16 protein-coding genes are annotated in these 16451 nt (G+C 54.1%); 14 read left to right on the plus strand and 2 right to left on the minus strand.

Annotated features, from left to right (window positions below):
• Positions 1–3 precede the first annotated feature (3 nt).
• The 13 genes from infC to C7M51_RS05780 all read left to right on the plus strand — a co-directional run bounded on the left by infC (position 4) and on the right by C7M51_RS05780 (position 11441).
• Positions 4–546 carry a translation initiation factor IF-3 gene (infC, locus tag C7M51_RS05720; protein ID WP_160623582.1) on the plus strand — a complete coding sequence of 181 codons (543 nt, stop codon included), beginning with the start codon at positions 4–6 and terminating at the stop codon, positions 544–546.
• A gap of 97 nt (positions 547–643) precedes the next feature.
• Complete coding sequence (gene rpmI / locus C7M51_RS05725) at positions 644–841, plus strand: 50S ribosomal protein L35 (protein ID WP_038626362.1); 198 nt, start codon at positions 644–646, stop codon at positions 839–841.
• 40 nt (positions 842–881) lie between these two features.
• Positions 882–1238, plus strand: coding sequence for a 50S ribosomal protein L20 (gene rplT, locus C7M51_RS05730; RefSeq protein ID WP_010616241.1), 357 nt, complete (start codon positions 882–884; stop codon positions 1236–1238).
• Positions 1239–1550: 312 nt separating this feature from the next.
• Entirely contained in the window at positions 1551–2534 is a 984-nt protein-coding gene (gene pheS, locus C7M51_RS05735) for a phenylalanine--tRNA ligase subunit alpha (protein WP_160620900.1), read from the plus strand.
• A gap of 14 nt (positions 2535–2548) precedes the next feature.
• Positions 2549–4936, plus strand: coding sequence for a phenylalanine--tRNA ligase subunit beta (gene pheT, locus C7M51_RS05740; RefSeq protein WP_160620901.1), 2388 nt, complete (start codon positions 2549–2551; stop codon positions 4934–4936).
• Between the two features lie 4 nt (positions 4937–4940).
• Positions 4941–5240, plus strand: coding sequence for an integration host factor subunit alpha (gene ihfA, locus C7M51_RS05745; RefSeq protein WP_038626354.1), 300 nt, complete (start codon positions 4941–4943; stop codon positions 5238–5240).
• A gap of 202 nt (positions 5241–5442) precedes the next feature.
• Entirely contained in the window at positions 5443–5850 is a 408-nt protein-coding gene (locus C7M51_RS05750) for a DUF2502 domain-containing protein (protein ID WP_160620902.1), read from the plus strand.
• 111 nt (positions 5851–5961) lie between these two features.
• Positions 5962–6945, plus strand: a complete 984-nt coding sequence (gene btuC, locus C7M51_RS05755; RefSeq protein ID WP_160620903.1) for a vitamin B12 ABC transporter permease BtuC — start codon at positions 5962–5964, stop codon at positions 6943–6945.
• A gap of 35 nt (positions 6946–6980) precedes the next feature.
• On the plus strand, positions 6981–7526 hold the full coding sequence (locus C7M51_RS05760) for a glutathione peroxidase (protein ID WP_160620904.1): 546 nt from the start codon (positions 6981–6983) through the stop codon (positions 7524–7526).
• 1 nt (position 7527) lies between these two features.
• Positions 7528–8277, plus strand: coding sequence for a vitamin B12 ABC transporter ATP-binding protein BtuD (gene btuD / locus C7M51_RS05765; RefSeq protein ID WP_160620905.1), 750 nt, complete (start codon positions 7528–7530; stop codon positions 8275–8277).
• Positions 8278–8349: 72 nt separating this feature from the next.
• Complete coding sequence (locus tag C7M51_RS05770) at positions 8350–8811, plus strand: C40 family peptidase (RefSeq protein WP_160620906.1); 462 nt, start codon at positions 8350–8352, stop codon at positions 8809–8811.
• A 454-nt stretch (positions 8812–9265) separates the two neighbouring features.
• Positions 9266–9925, plus strand: coding sequence for an EAL domain-containing protein (locus C7M51_RS05775; protein WP_244323805.1), 660 nt, complete (start codon positions 9266–9268; stop codon positions 9923–9925).
• Positions 9926–10001: 76 nt separating this feature from the next.
• Positions 10002–11441, plus strand: a complete 1440-nt coding sequence (locus C7M51_RS05780) for a protein adenylyltransferase SelO (protein WP_160620908.1) — start codon at positions 10002–10004, stop codon at positions 11439–11441.
• A 64-nt stretch (positions 11442–11505) separates the two neighbouring features.
• Here the strand turns inward: C7M51_RS05780 and C7M51_RS05785 are convergent, their stop codons facing one another.
• Together C7M51_RS05785 and ppsR are read right to left on the minus strand one after the other, a co-directional pair.
• Positions 11506–12552 (minus strand): 3-deoxy-7-phosphoheptulonate synthase, encoded by a 1047-nt coding sequence (locus C7M51_RS05785; RefSeq protein WP_160620909.1) that lies wholly within the window; start codon positions 12550–12552, stop codon positions 11506–11508.
• A 148-nt stretch (positions 12553–12700) separates the two neighbouring features.
• Positions 12701–13534: a posphoenolpyruvate synthetase regulatory kinase/phosphorylase PpsR gene (gene ppsR / locus C7M51_RS05790; protein ID WP_160620910.1), complete on the minus strand. Its 834-nt coding sequence runs from the start codon at positions 13532–13534 to the stop codon at positions 12701–12703.
• A gap of 481 nt (positions 13535–14015) precedes the next feature.
• Here ppsR and ppsA point away from each other — a divergent pair, with 481 nt between their 5' ends.
• A complete protein-coding gene (ppsA, locus tag C7M51_RS05795; RefSeq protein ID WP_160620911.1) occupies positions 14016–16391 on the plus strand; it encodes a phosphoenolpyruvate synthase in 2376 nt (791 codons plus the stop codon).
• Positions 16392–16451: the final 60 nt, after the last annotated feature.

Below are 16451 nucleotides of genomic sequence, written 5' to 3' on the forward strand. Positions count from 1 at the left end.
GGTATTAAAGGCGGAAAACGAGTTCAACCGACGCGTCCCAATCGTATTAACGGTGAAATCCGTGCTACCGAGGTGCGTCTGACTGGCGTCGAAGGCGAGCAGCTTGGTATTGTTAGTTTACGCGAAGCTATTGAAAAAGCTGAAGAAGCAGGTGTTGATTTAGTTGAAATCAGCCCTAACGCCGAACCGCCGGTTTGTCGTATAATGGATTACGGCAAGTTCCTCTATGAAAAGAGCAAATCTTCTAAGGAACAGAAGAAGAAGCAGAAAGTTATCCAGGTTAAGGAAATTAAATTCCGTCCTGGTACCGATGAAGGCGACTATCAGGTCAAACTACGCAACCTGGTTCGTTTTCTGGAAGAAGGCGATAAAGCCAAAATCACCCTGCGTTTCCGTGGGCGTGAAATGGCGCATCAACAGATCGGTATGGAAGTGCTTAACCGCGTGAAAGAAGATCTGAGTGAACTGGCAGTGGTCGAATCCTTCCCTTCGAAGATTGAAGGCCGCCAGATGATCATGGTGCTCGCACCCAAGAAGAAACAGTAGGCTTTCAAGTAATAATGTCGCGCAGCGTTCGCGCTGTGCGGTTATTGTTCGCCTGTCTGGTTCATTTTATTAACAATGCGAAGTGGATATTTTATAAATGCCTAAGATTAAAACTGTCCGTGGCGCGGCTAAACGCTTTAAAAAAACCGGTAAAGGTGGATTTAAGCACAAGCACGCTAACCTGCGTCATATCCTGACCAAAAAATCAACCAAGCGTAAACGTCACCTGCGCCCGAAAGCCATGGTGTCTAAAGGCGATCTGGGTCTGGTAATTGCCTGCCTGCCGTACGCATAAGTTATTTTTTTCCATCAGAATATAGAACAGGAGAGCTAACATGGCTCGTGTAAAACGTGGTGTCATTGCTCGCGCACGTCACAAAAAAATCTTAAAACAAGCTAAAGGCTACTATGGTGCACGTTCACGTGTTTACCGCGTTGCCTTCCAGGCTGTTATCAAAGCTGGTCAGTATGCTTACCGTGACCGTCGTCAACGTAAGCGTCAGTTCCGTCAGCTGTGGATTGCGCGTATCAACGCAGCAGCGCGTCAGAACGGCATCTCTTACAGCCGTTTCATCAATGGCCTGAAAAAAGCGTCCATTGAAATCGACCGTAAAATCCTGGCCGACATCGCCGTATTCGACAAAGTGGCATTCACTGCACTGGTTGAAAAAGCGAAATCAGCGCTGGCGTAAGTCAGATGAAAGAGGGAGCTTGCTCCCTCTTTTATTATCTGTAACCGTAGCAAAAGATTGACTTTTCCGCCTGCTGGCATTTCAATAGAGCCGTTAACGCAAGCGATAAGGTAAAACCAGACATGTACGCTATTTTCCGTTTCTTTTTTTACTTTAGCACCTGAATGTCGGGGGCTTGTGCGCAAAGAAAAGAAACGATAAATCGCGCTGAAAGCCTCCCTCGTGGAGGCTTTTTTGTTTTAAGGCGAATTGATATGGACTTCTGGTCCCCACCTGAAACCGCCCGGCCTTAGGCTGGAAGAAGAGGAAACAATGTCCCATCTCGCAGAGCTGGTTGCCAACGCCAGGGCAGCCATTGAACATGCGCAGGATGTTGCGGCGTTAGATAACGTTCGCGTTGAATACCTGGGCAAAAAAGGGCATCTGACGCTACAGATGACAACCCTGCGCGACCTGCCGGCGGAAGAGCGCCCGGCGGCGGGCGCCGTGATTAACGAAGCCAAGCAGCAGGTACAGGAAGCGCTGAACGAGCGCAAAAACACGCTGGAATCAGCGGCGCTAAATGCGCGTCTGGCAGCGGAAACCATTGACGTTTCTCTGCCGGGACGCCGCGTAGAAAACGGCGGCCTGCATCCGGTAACCCGCACCATTGACCGCATTGAAGCTTTCTTCGGCGAACTGGGCTTTGCCGTCGTCACCGGGCCGGAAATTGAAGATGACTATCATAACTTCGACGCGCTGAATATTCCGGCACACCATCCGGCCCGCGCCGATCATGATACCTTCTGGTTTGATGCCACGCGCCTGCTGCGCACCCAGACCTCCGGCGTGCAGATCCGTACCATGAAACAGCAGCAGCCACCGATTCGCATCATCGCACCGGGCCGCGTCTATCGTAACGATTACGATCAGACCCATACGCCGATGTTCCATCAGATGGAAGGCCTGATTGTCGATAAAGATATCAGCTTCACCAACCTGAAAGGCACGCTGCACGATTTCCTGCGCAACTTCTTTGAGGAAGATCTGCAAATTCGTTTCCGTCCTTCTTACTTCCCGTTTACCGAGCCTTCCGCTGAGGTGGACGTAATGGGTAAAAACGGCAAGTGGCTGGAAGTGCTCGGCTGCGGCATGGTGCACCCTAACGTGCTGCGTAACGTCGGTATCGATCCGGAAGTTTACTCCGGCTTCGCCTTCGGTATGGGCATGGAGCGCCTCACCATGCTGCGCTACGGCGTAACCGATCTGCGCGCTTTCTTCGAAAACGATCTCCGTTTCCTCAAACAGTTTAAATAAGGGCAGGTTATCCAATGAAATTCAGTGAACTCTGGTTACGCGAATGGGTAAACCCGGCTCTTGACAGCGCTGCCCTGGCGGATCAAATCACCATGGCCGGGCTGGAAGTGGACGGCATTGAACCCGTTGCGGGCGCTTTTCACGGCGTGGTAGTCGGCGAAGTCGTGGAGTGCGGTCAGCACCCGAATGCCGATAAGCTGCGCGTAACAAAAGTTAACGTGGGCGGCGATCGCCTGCTGGATATCGTTTGCGGTGCACCTAACTGTCGTCAGGGCCTGAAAGTGGCGGTAGCGACAGTTGGCGCGGTGCTGCCAGGCGATTTTAAAATTAAAGCGGCTAAACTGCGCGGCGAGCCTTCAGAAGGGATGCTCTGCTCCTTCTCTGAGCTGGGCATTAGCGACGATCATAACGGCATCATCGAGCTGCCTGCGGATGCGCCGATCGGCACCGATCTGCGTGACTATTTGCAGCTGGATGACAACAGCATTGAAATCAGCGTCACCCCGAACCGTGCCGACTGCTTTGGCATTATCGGCATCGCACGCGACGTGGCGGTGCTGAATGGCCTCGCGCTGAACGTGCCGGAAATGGCTGCGGTTGCTGCCACCATTACCGACACGCTGCCGGTACGCGTTGATGCGACGGATGCCTGCCCGCGCTATCTGAGCCGCGTGGTGAAAAACATCAACGTTAAAGCCGCCACGCCGCTGTGGATGAAAGAGAAACTTCGTCGCTGCGGCATTCGTTCTATCGATCCGGTAGTGGACGTCACTAACTATGTGCTGCTGGAGCTGGGCCAACCGATGCACGCGTTCGATCTGGATCGCATCGATGGCGGAATTGTCGTGCGCATGGCGCAGCAGGATGAAACGTTGACGCTGCTCGACGGTAACGAAGTGAAGCTCGACAGCGACACGCTGGTGATCGCCGATCACCACAAGGCGCTGGCGATGGGCGGCATCTTTGGTGGCGAACATTCCGGCGTGAATGATGAGACGCGCAACGTGCTGCTGGAGTGCGCCTGGTTTGCGCCGCTGGCCATTACCGGACGCGCACGTCGTCACGGTCTGCACACCGATGCTTCTCACCGCTATGAGCGTGGCGTCGATCCGGCGTTACAGCATCAGGCCATGGAGCGAGCCACGCGTCTACTGCTCGATATCTGCGGTGGCGAAGCGGGGCCGGTGGTGGATAACAGCGTGCCGGAAAAACTGCCGGTACGCGCCGGGATTACGTTGCGCCGTGAAAAGCTGGATCGCCTGATTGGTCATCACATTGAAGACAGCCGCGTGACGGAGATTTTGCAGCTGCTCGGCTGTGAAGTGAGCGTAGGCGAAGGCGAGTGGCGTGCCGTTGCACCGGGCTGGCGCTTCGACATGGCGATCGAAGAAGATTTGGTGGAAGAAGTTGCCCGCGTTTATGGTTATAACAATATCCCTAACGTGCCGGTGAAAGCTGAACTGGTGATGACCCAGCATCGTGAAGCGGATCTGTCGCTGAAGCGCGTCAAAGCGATGCTGGTGGATAAGGGTTATCAGGAAGCGATTACCTACAGCTTTGTCGATCCGAAAATTCAGTCGTTGCTGCATCCGGGCGAAGAAGCGCTGATTCTGCCGAGCCCGATCTCCAGCGATATGTCGGCAATGCGTCTTTCCCTGTGGACCGGGCTGCTGTCAGCGGTGGTTTATAACCAGAACCGTCAGCAGAATCGTGTACGCCTGTTCGAAAGCGGCCTGCGCTTTGTGCCGGATACGCAAGCGGATCTGGGCATCCGTCAGGATGTTATGCTGGCGGGCGTACTGAGTGGCAACCGCTTTGAAGAGCACTGGGATCTGGCGCGTCAGACCGTCGACTTCTATGATTTGAAAGGTGATTTAGAATCGGTGCTGGAGTTGACCGGTAAGCTCGACGCCATTGAGTTTCGTGCTGAAGTGAATCCAGCCCTGCATCCGGGCCAGAGCGCAGCAATTTATTTACAGGGCGAACGTATCGGATTTATCGGTGTAGTGCATCCGGAACTGGAGCGTAAGCTTGATCTCAACGGCCGCACCTTAGTGTTTGAACTGCTTTGGAATAAGGTTGCAGACCGCGTCCTGCCTGATGCGCGCGAGGTTTCGCGCTTCCCGGCCAACCGCCGTGATATTGCCGTTGTGGTCGCTGAAAACGTCCCGGCTGCAGATATCATCGCAGAGTGTAAGAAAGTTGGCGCAAATCAGTTAGTTGGCGTAAACTTGTTTGACGTGTACCGCGGTAAGGGCGTAAACGAAGGGTTTAAGAGCCTGGCGATTAGCCTGATTTTGCAAGATACCAGCCGGACACTCGAAGAAGACGAGATTGCCGCAACCGTCGCCAACTGCGTTGCGGCATTAAAAGAGCGATTCCAGGCAACCTTGAGGGATTGAACCTATGGCGCTTACAAAAGCTGATATGTCGGAATACCTGTTTGAAAAGCTGGGACTGAGTAAACGGGATGCCAAAGAGCTGGTTGAACTGTTTTTTGAAGAGGTCAGGAGAGCTTTAGAAAATGGTGAGCAGGTCAAACTGTCTGGATTTGGCAATTTTGATCTTCGCGATAAAAATCAACGGCCGGGACGCAACCCAAAAACCGGCGAAGATATTCCTATCACCGCGCGTCGCGTGGTGACTTTTCGCCCAGGACAAAAGCTGAAAAGCCGCGTCGAAAACGCATCCCCGAAAAACAGCTGACTGACTGTCAGGCAAAAGGCCGCTCTCCGGAGCGGCTTTTTTATGTCCATTAACCAGCGGCGGCCGTGTGAATTTCATTATCGCTGCACAATGTAAGTAAAGCGTAAACGGCCGGAAAATAAGCTGAAAATCGTCCGTGACTGATAGTGACTCCCAGGCGTCGACGGTATAAAAACGGGGAACACACGATGAGGTTACCCTGATGAAAATAAAAACTGCTGTTTCTGCTATCGCGCTTAGCCTGCTGTTGGGCGTGCCCGCCGTGAGTAACGCCGCTGTTTCGTTTGATATTGCCCCCGCCGGTATCACGATACATATTGGCGATCGCGATCGTCACGGTAATTACTGGGACGGCTATGACTGGCGAGCCCCTGAGTGGTGGCGGGTGCATCATGGGCGTAATCTGGGGGAAAGGGGGCCGCATGGATACTGGAACGGTAATGGCTGGCAGCCGCATCCGCCGCAGCATCATGCGGAGCCGCATCGCCGTCCGGCAGAGCATAACCGACCGGTAGCGCATCATGATATGCACGACGGCGATCGACTGACTGCGGAACATGACGGGCATGGTGCGCCGGATCGCCGCGCCGGTTTTCATCCACACAGCTAACTGACAGGGTGGACGAGGTGTCGCTCGTCCGCTTATTCCTCGCCTTAGCGCTTTCTTTTTTTCCGCCAGCCACTACAATCAAATCACTGTTTTTCTTGTAAAACCAAGGCTATGTCGCTGTTAAATGAACTCTCGCGTAAGGCAGATTGCCGCGCCCGGCGCTGGCTATTCTGCTTAACCGCTGTGGCGGCAGGCATGACGCTGATCGCGCTTTGTGCCGGTGAAACGTGGATTTTACCTGACCGCTGGTTCACCCCGGAAGGCGAGCTGTTCGTCTGGCAGCTGCGGTTACCGCGTACCCTCAGCGTATTACTGGTGGGGGCTGCGCTGGCGATGGCAGGCTGCGTCATGCAGGCGCTGTTTGAAAATCCGCTGGCGGAGCCGGGTCTGCTGGGCGTATCGAACGGTGCGGGCGTGGGGCTGGTACTCTGCGTGCTGCTGGGCAACGGTGATTTTTGGGCGTTCAGCCTGGCGGCGATGGCCGGCGCGCTGCTGGTAACGACCATACTGCTCTTTTTTGCCCGGCGACACCTCTCCAACAGCCGACTTCTGCTGGCGGGCGTGGCGCTGGGGATTATCTGTAGCGCGATAATGACCTGGGTGGTCTATTTCAGCAGCAACCTCGATTTGCGCCAGCTAATGTACTGGATGATGGGCGGCTTTAGCGGCATCGACTGGCGCTATCGCTGGCTGATGCTGGCGCTGCTGCCGGTGCTCTGCTGGTTGGGCGCACAGGCAAAGGTATTAAACCTGCTGGCGCTGGGGGAAACCAGCGCGCGGCAGCTGGGTCTGGCGGTTTTTCTCTGGCGTAATTTGCTGGTGGTGGCGATTGGCTGGCTGGTAGGCGTTAGCGTGGCGCTGGCCGGTGCAATTGGCTTTATCGGGCTGGTGGTACCGCATTTGCTGCGTCTTAACGGCCTGACCGACTACCGTACGCTGCTGCCCGCCAGCGCGTTGGCTGGCAGTAGCGTGTTGCTGGCTGCCGATATCCTTGCCAGGCTGTTACTCAGCGCAGCGGAATTGCCGATTGGCGTGGTCACAGCCACGCTGGGCGCACCGCTGTTTATTTGGCTGCTTCTCACGCAGCATCGTTAAGGATGCTGCATCACCCATCAGGACAGGAAACGCACATGAGCATTTATGATACCGAACTGGTTATGCTGGATGGAACCCGGACAACGCTGGGTCAATGGCAAGGCGATGTGCTGCTGATCGTTAACGTCGCTTCGGAGTGCGGCCTGACGCCGCAGTATCAGGAACTGGAAAACCTTCAGCGCGCCTGGCATCAGTCGGGCTTTAACGTGCTGGGCTTTCCCTGTAACGCGTTTCTCGGCCAGGAGCCGGGCAGCAATGAAGAAATTCAGCAGTTTTGCTCCACGCGTTATGGTGTCACCTTTCCCATGTTCAGCAAAATTGAGGTTAACGGTCCGCAGCGCCATCCGCTCTATCAGCAGCTGATTGCGGCGCGCCCGGAAGCGGTAGAGCCGGAAAACAGCGGTTTCTATGAGCGCATGGCCAGCAAAGGACGCGCGCCGAAAGAGAAGGGCGATATCTTATGGAACTTCGAAAAGTTCCTGGTGGGACGTGATGGCGAAGTGATACAGCGTTTCGCCCCCGATATGACGCCGGAAGACCCGATTGTGATGGAAAGCATTAAGCTCGCGCTGGCGAAATAGGATGTTAACAGTAGAACAGGCGGCGGTAGCCGGTCGCCTGCATCCCTTTAGCGGCCAGGTTAGCGCTGGCGAAATCGTACATCTGCTCGGCCCTAACGGTGCCGGAAAAAGCACGCTGCTGGCGCGCGTTGCCGGTCTGCTGACCGGGCAGGGCGAGGTGCGGCTGGATGAGCGTTCGCTAAAAGCATGGTCACCAAAAGCGCTGGCGCGGCGTCGGGCCTGGCTACCGCAGCAACAGCCGCCGCCGGGAGAGATGGCCGTCTGGCATTATCTACAGCAGCACATCGTTACCTCATCGCTATCGGAAAGGTTACTGCCGCAGTTGCTGCACGCTTTTCAGCTGGAGAATAAGCTGACGCGTTCGGTGATGCAGCTCTCCGGCGGGGAATGGCAGCGGGTGAGGCTGACGGCGGTATTGCTTCAGGTATGGGCGCAGGTTGATCGGCCGCCTGGGTTGCTGTTGCTTGATGAACCTTACGGTGGGCTGGATGTGGCGCAGCAGCGTGCGCTGGATAACCAGCTTAACGCGTTTCGTGCGGCGGGTGGCGCGGTCATGCTTAGCGGGCACGATATTAATCACAGCCTGCATCAGGCGCAGCGCGTCTGGCTGATGCGTAGCGGCAAGGTCATCCAGCAGGGCAGCGTGGAGACGGTTATGCAGCCCGCTACGCTGAGTGCCGTTTACGATCTCTCTTTTCGTCGGCTGGAGGCCGATGGCGAAAGCTGGTTAATTGCCGGAGAGCTACGCTGAAGCCATTGCCAGCGCCGCACTTTTACCGTTACATTTAGCTCCGTTACGCTCATATCAGGAAGGACTCAGGTTATGCGAATCGGCGTGTTGCTGTTACTTAGTTTTCTTATGGTCGGCTGTAGCCATCACGCGCCGCCGCCCAACAGCCGCCTTTCCGATTCTATTACCGTGATTGCTGAACTCAACGATCAGCTAAGCCGCTGGCACAGGACGCCTTATCGCTACGGTGGCCTCAGCCGACGCGGTGTGGATTGCTCAGGCTTTGTTTATTTAACCTTCCGTGAGCGGTTTAATCTCCAGTTGCCGCGTACCACGCGCGCGCAAACCGATATTGGCACACGCATCGATAAAGATCAGCTGCTGCCGGGCGATCTGGTCTTTTTTAAAACCGGACGTGGTGATAATGGCCTGCACGTCGGTATCTATGACACCGATAATCAATTTATTCACGCTTCTACCAGTCAGGGGGTAATCCGATCTTCGCTGGATAACAGCTACTGGCAAAAAGTTTTTTGGCAGGCCCGGCGCATCTAAAACGCCTTTGAAAAAACATATCTGAATCAGATTAAGCGTATTTAATCATCGCTTGATTCATGAAAAAATGATTTTCTTAGCATTTATTTCATAACTTATGAAACCCTATTTCATTAGCTGCGTACCTGATTGTTCCTTAAGTGAGATATCACGTGCGCAGTACAGATAATCATTATTTAAACTTATATTTTAATAAGTTGAATACAGAAAATATTAGCGCTGGTTATGTCGCATTTGTCTTGAGTTACCGTTTTTCAATGAGTTAATTGGGGTGACGTGCAGTTTCTCTCGGGTTGTAACATTAATGATGCTATTGATAGTCATCAGTGCCTGAGATAGGATGCGCAAATTGCCACTTCTTTATGGCTAAAAAATGACAACCAGAAATTTTGCTGATTATTCTATTCATACCGCATTCAATCCCGTTTACGCGTTAAACGGGAGGCTTATCGCCGTGGATCTTCTGTCCCGTTTTATTGATTCTGTACATCAGGTTAGCGTGCCGCAGGATATTTTGCTGACGCAGTTTAATGACGAGCAGCGTTTGCAAACTCTGCAAAAGCAAATCGCTGTTATTGAGCGTTATCACGATTTTTTCCTGAAAAATAGCATCGCGGTGGTATTGAGTCTCGATCGCTATCTGGCCCGCATTATTTTATCCAGTGATGTCCTGCTCAGGAAATTACGTTCACTGTCGGCGCTGGAGTTAGCGCTTAGCGAAAGCTTCCCCGATTTTAAAGCGGGCAGGGATAACCCGGTATTAAGCGCGCTAAGCGATAATTTTAAATTAACCCTGAGCAACTTTGGTTCAGGCAAAGCTCCGGCAAAAGCGGTTTACGATAATCTGTTTACGCGCATTAAGCTGGATCGCTATTTTTTGCAGCAGGCGCTGAAGCGCGCCTCTTTTCCTTCGATGCTGAAGGCGCTGATTCAGCAGCTGAGCGATCACTGTCAGCAGTTTATCGTGCAGGGCGTGGACAGCGCCGATACGCTGGAAAAAATTTCTTCCTTTGCCTTTAGCGGCCTTCAGGGGGCGCTGTTCCCGCCGGTGCCGGAAACTCAGCTGACTACCTTAACCGAGCCGCCAGGCGGCTTTTCCGGCTGGCGCTGCTGAGAAAGCTTTTCCTTCCGCTGTTTACTGCATCACTTCAGGTTTACACTTAAACCTTAATGCGGTAACCGGAGGAAGCATGAATTTTAACAATACCTGGCATGATGAATTAGGCGGATTCTATACCGCGTTGAATCCTACACCACTCAAAAATGCACGCCTGCTCTATCATAACGCGGCGCTGGCTGGCGAGCTGGGGCTGGATGAAAGCTGGTTTACGCCGGAAAAATCCGCCGTCTGGTGCGGTGAAACCCTGTTGCCAGGTATGGCGCCGCTGGCGCAGGTTTACAGCGGACACCAGTTTGGCGTCTGGGCCGGACAGCTGGGCGACGGGCGCGGTATTCTGCTGGGCGAGCAGCAGCTGGCGGATGGGCGTAAGTTTGACTGGCACCTGAAAGGCGCAGGTTTGACACCGTACTCGCGCATGGGCGACGGACGCGCGGTGTTGCGTTCTACCATTCGTGAATTCCTCGCTTCTGAAGCGATCTTTCATCTGGGTATCCCCGGCAGTCGTGCCTTAACCATTGTCACCAGCGATGAACCGGTTTACCGCGAGACAAAGGAACGAGGCGCAATGCTGCTACGCGTGGCGGAAAGCCATGCCCGTTTTGGCCACTTCGAGCACTTCTTCTATCAGGGGCAGACGCAAAAAGTGCGGCAGCTGGCGGATTACCTTATTCGTCATCACTGGCCCATGCTGGAGCAGGAGAGCGATCGCTATCTGCTGTGGTTCAGCGACGTGGTGGCGCGCACCGCACGGCTTATCGCCGCCTGGCAAAGCGTCGGTTTTGCACACGGCGTGATGAATACCGATAATATGTCGGTGCTGGGACTGACGCTTGATTACGGGCCCTACGGTTTTCTGGACGACTATCAGCCGGGCTATATCTGTAACCACTCTGATTACCAGGGGCGCTACGCTTTTGATAATCAGCCGATGATTGGCCTGTGGAACCTTAACCGGCTGGCACACGCTTTATCCGATCTGCTAAGTGCCGATCGGTTACGCCAGGCGCTCAGCGGCTATGAGCCAGCGCTGATGGCTGCCTGGGGCGAAAACATGCGGGCCAAACTGGGCTTGCTGACGCCGCAAAAAGAGGATAACGATCTGCTGACTGGCCTGCTGGCGTTAATGAGCCGGGAGGGCAGCGATTATACCCGAACGTTCCGTATGCTCAGTGAAGTACAGCAGCGGGAGAGCCGCTCGCCATTGCGTGATGAATTTATCGATCGCGCTGCCTTTGACGAGTGGTATCAGCGTTACCAGCAGCGTTTGTTAAAAGATGAGCGCAGCGATGAAGAGCGCCAGCGCCTGATGAAGTCGGTAAATCCGGCGGTGATCCTGCGTAACTATCTGGCGCAGCAGGCGATTGACGGCGCGGAGCAGGGCGATATCACCATGCTACAGCATCTGCATCGGGCGCTTAGCGATCCCTTCAGCGATGCGCCTGAATTTGCCGATTTAACGCGACGTCCGCCAGACTGGAGTAAAAAAATCGAGGTTAGCTGTTCCAGCTAGCCGCCGCCAGCGCATAAAAAAGCCGGTCGGTGACCGGCTTGTTATCTGCGGTTAAGGGCGAGCCTCAAAAGCGGCTTGCGACCGCCTCATCCAGCAGCGCCAGCACTGCTTCGCTCTGTTCCCAGCTCAGGCAGGGATCGGTAATCGACTGACCATAGTTCAGCGGCTGACCGCTTACTACCGGCTGGTTGCCTTCCTGTAAAAAGCTCTCAATCATCACGCCCGCAATAGCGCGTGAGCCATCACGAATCTGCTGTGCCACTGATTCTGCCACCTCGCACTGACGACGATGCTGCTTCAGACAGTTGCCGTGGCTGAAATCGATCACCAGCCGCTCAGGCAGATCGAATGCCCGCAGGCTGGCTGCCGCCTGGGCGATATCCTGCGGGTGATAGTTGGGCACCTTGCCGCCGCGCATAATAATATGGCCGGAAGGATTGCCGCTGGTCTGATAGATGGTCATCTGCCCATGCTTATCGGGCGAAAGAAACATATGGCTGACTCTGGCGGCGCGAATGGCATCAATCGCAATACGCGTATTGCCATCGGTGCCGTTTTTAAAACCGACCGGACAGGAGAGCGCCGAGGCCATCTCACGATGAATCTGGCTTTCCGTGGTGCGAGCGCCAATGGCTCCCCAGCTGATGAGATCGGCAATAAACTGCCCGATCACCATATCCAGAAATTCGGTGGCGGTTGGCAGACCTAAGGCGTTGATATCCAGCAACAGCTTACGCGCGATGCCCAGCCCTTCGTTAACGCGAAACGAGCCGTCGAGGCAGGGATCGGAAATCAGCCCTTTCCAGCCCACCACGGTGCGCGGTTTTTCAAAATAGGTGCGCATAACGATTTCCAGCCGATCCTGATAGCGGTCGCGCAGCACCTTAAGCCGTGCGGCGTAATCGAGCGCGGCGCGTGGGTCGTGTAGCGAACAGGGGCCGATAATCACCAGCAGGCGCGCATCGTCGCCGTTGAGAATACGCGCGATGCGCTGCCGGGCTGCCGTCACGTTGGCGGCAATACTCTCAGTAATGGGGTACTGTTGGGCCAGCGTAGCGGGCGTCACCAGCGTATCGATGCGCGCGGTACGCAGTTCATCCGTTTTGTTCATTGAAATCTCGAAATGGTGTCTTCGCAGCGGCTGAAGTGCCGGGAAGTGATGGGGATCACAATAAACCAATCAGACATAAATTCAACCGTCTGTAAGAGGTAGAACGGTTGCGCCGCATCAACCGGCGGTAGATTTGCGGCGCTAAGGCTTAATACATTCGGCGTGTCAGCCCCATAATATCGAGTATTTTGGTGGCGATCTCTTCGACTGAATAATTGGTACTGTTGAGGTAACGGATCTGGTGGGAGCGAAACAGCGCTTCGACTTCGCCCACTTCAAGGCGGCACTGTCGCATCGATGCGTAGCGGGTATTCTCCGCACGTTCCTGACGGATAGCCACCAGTCGTTCAGGATCGATAGTCAGACCGAACAGCTTATGCTGATGGGGTTTCAGTGCCGGAGGCAGCTTCAGGTTATCCATATCATCAGCGATAAATGGATAGTTGGCGGCGCGTACGCCAAACTGCATCGCCAGATAGAGGCTGGTCGGCGTTTTACCGCAGCGCGAGACGCCGAGTAAAATTACCTGCGCCTCATCCAGTCCACGCAGTGAGATGCCGTCATCATGCGCCAGGGTGTAATCAATCGCTGCGATACGTGCATCATATTTACCGAGGTTGCTGGCGGTCAGGCCGTGGGTCCGGTGAACGACCGGAGCAGGCGGGATCCCCAGCTCCTGCTGCAACGGCGCAACCAGTGCCTGAACGATATCCTGGCAAAACCCCTCGCTTTGCAGGATGACTTCGCGCACTTCCGGCTGCACGATAGAAAAAAAGACCAACGGACGCAGTCCGCTTTGTTGAAAGATGGCGTTGATCTGCGCCTTTACCGCCTGCGCGCGCTGGACGTTTTCCACAAAAGGCAGGGTAAAGCTGCTGGCGGTAACCGGAAACTGAGACATCACCGCATGACCCAGCACCTCAGCGGTGATGGCGGTCCCGTCGGAGATATAAAAAACGCTGCGTTCTGCTGTCATTATCATTCCCTCTTAGGCAGGATGCGTTGAGCCTGGCGGATAATTTGCCGGAAGGCAATCAGCAATTTCTCTCTTCCGGTAAAATAAAAATTCCATTATATTTTAATATGATTATTTTGTTTTAATTTATTCAACTTCGGGCGGGATTTTATAAATAAATGAAATAGCGTTCCCAATAATTTAAATTTTTTACTGCTCAACGCCACAGGGAGAAGTAAAAAACGGCCCTGGCTGTTTGCGCAACGCAATAAACCAGGTAAAACGCTTACATTTATTTATATGTTTGATTTTTAAGTTTTTATTGAAATAAAATTCCGTTGCGCAAACGAATTTAATTAGACGGAGTTTTCTTAAAATATCTTTTTTTTCCAGCTTGAACGATTCAACAATTTCGCTTTTGCAATGCGCTGTGCCAGGCTAAATAAGCGCAAAAAAACCATTTTTTGTCCTTATGCCCCCCTTAAATGATCATAAAAGGATTGTCTCAATGTCCAATACAGGCGAAATGCCGCTAGTGCTCTGGTATAGCCAGTTAGGCATGCATGATGTCGATCGCGTGGGAGGCAAAAATGCCTCTCTCGGTGAAATGATTACTAATCTGTCGTCGCTCGGAGTATCCGTCCCGGACGGTTTTGCGACCACCGCTGAAGCATTTAATCTATTTCTCGATCAGAGCGGCGTTAACCAGCGTATTTATACGCTGCTGGACCAAACCGATATTGATGATGTCGACGAGCTGGCGAAAGCGGGCAAGCAGATCCGTCAGTGGATCGTGGAAACGCCTTTTCAGCCGGAGCTGGAAGAGGCGATTCGTGAAGCCTATGAGCAGCTGTCGGCGGATGATGCCGATGCCTCATTTGCCGTGCGATCGTCGGCTACCGCAGAAGATATGCCTGACGCCTCCTTTGCCGGGCAGCAGGAAACTTTCCTTAACGTGCAGGGCATTGATGCGGTAATGGTGGCGGTGAAGCACGTTTACGCCTCGCTGTTTAACGATCGCGCTATCTCTTACCGCGTGCATCAGGGCTACGATCACCGTGGCGTGGCACTTTCCGCAGGCGTACAGCGCATGGTGCGCTCCGATCGCGCCTCTTCCGGCGTTATGTTTACCATCGATACCGAATCGGGCTTCGACCAGGTAGTATTTATCACCGCGGCCTGGGGGCTGGGTGAAATGGTGGTGCAGGGCGCGGTAAACCCCGATGAGTTCTATGTGCATAAACCGACGCTACAGGCTAATCGTCCGTCCATTGTGCGTCGCAATATGGGCTCGAAAAAAATTCGTATGGTATATGCCGATTCGCAGGCGCACGGTGAGCAGGTAAAAATCGAAGATGTGCCGGAAGCGGATCGCGATCGCTTCTGCCTCAGCGATGATGAGGTGCAGGCGCTGGCGCGTCAGGCGATACAAATTGAACAGCACTACAAGCGCCCGATGGATATCGAATGGGCCAAAGATGGGCATACCGGTAAGCTTTACATCGTACAGGCGCGTCCTGAAACCGTTCGTTCTAACGGTCAGGTGATGGAGCGCTATACGCTGCACGGTAAAGGCAAAATCGTTACCGAAGGTCGGGCAATCGGCCACCGTATCGGTGCCGGGGAAGTGAAGGTCATTCATGATATCAGTGAGATGAACCGTATCCAGAAAGGAGACGTGCTGGTTACCGATATGACCGATCCTGACTGGGAACCGATTATGAAAAAGGCGGCGGCCATTGTTACTAACCGTGGTGGGCGTACCTGTCACGCGGCGATTATCGCCCGTGAGCTGGGTATTCCGGCGGTAGTGGGCTGCGGCGACGCCACCGAGCGTTTAAAGGATGGACATAAGGTTACGGTGTCCTGTGCCGAAGGGGATACCGGCTACGTTTATGACGATCTGCTCGATTTTGAAGTGAAGAGTTCGCAGGTGGATGAAATGCCTGTGTTGCCGTTGAAGATTATGATGAACGTCGGTAACCCCGATCGCGCTTTTGATTTCGCTTGCCTACCCAACGAGGGCGTAGGTCTGGCGCGCCTTGAGTTCATTATTAACCGCATGATCGGCGTGCATCCTAAAGCATTGCTGGAATTCGACCAGCAGACGCCAGAGCTGCAACAGCAGATTCGTGAGCTGATGAAGGGCTTTGACGATCCGGTGGAGTTCTATGTAGCGCGTTTGACGGAAGGTATCGCCACGCTGGGCGCAGCATTTGCGCCGAAGCGCGTTATCGTGCGGCTTTCTGACTTTAAATCCAACGAGTATGCCAACCTGGTCGGCGGTGAACGCTACGAGCCGGAAGAAGAGAACCCGATGCTGGGCTTCCGCGGTGCCGGACGCTACGTGGCGGATCGTTTCCGCGACTGTTTTGCTCTGGAATGCGAGGCGGTGAAGCGCGTGCGTAATGAGATGGGCCTGACCAATGTTGAGATCATGATTCCCTTTGTGCGTACCGTAGCGCAGGCGGAAGCAGTGATTGACGAGCTGGCGCGCCAGGGGCTGAAGCGCGGCGAGAATGGCCTGAAAGTGATTATGATGTGCGAAATCCCTTCCAACGCGCTGCTGGCGGAGCAGTTTCTGCAACACTTTGACGGCTTCTCGATCGGCTCTAACGATATGACGCAGCTGACGCTGGGGCTGGATCGTGACTCCGGCGTGGTATCCGAGCTGTTTGACGAACGTAATGAGGCGGTTAAAGCGCTGCTCTCAATGGCGATTCGCGCGGCGAAGCAGCAGGGCAAATATGTCGGTATCTGCGGGCAGGGGCCATCCGATCATCAGGATTTTGCCGCCTGGTTAATGGAGGAAGGCATTGACAGCCTGTCGCTGAATCCCGACACCGTCGTTCAGACCTGGTTAAGCCTCGCCGAAATAAAGTAAAACACTCCTTAAGAATGCAACTTATGTTTAAAGGCCGGAATCTCCGGCCTTTTTTACAGG

It is taken from the genome of Mixta intestinalis (assembly GCF_009914055.1).
GTDB classification, from domain to species: domain Bacteria; phylum Pseudomonadota; class Gammaproteobacteria; order Enterobacterales; family Enterobacteriaceae; genus Mixta; species Mixta intestinalis.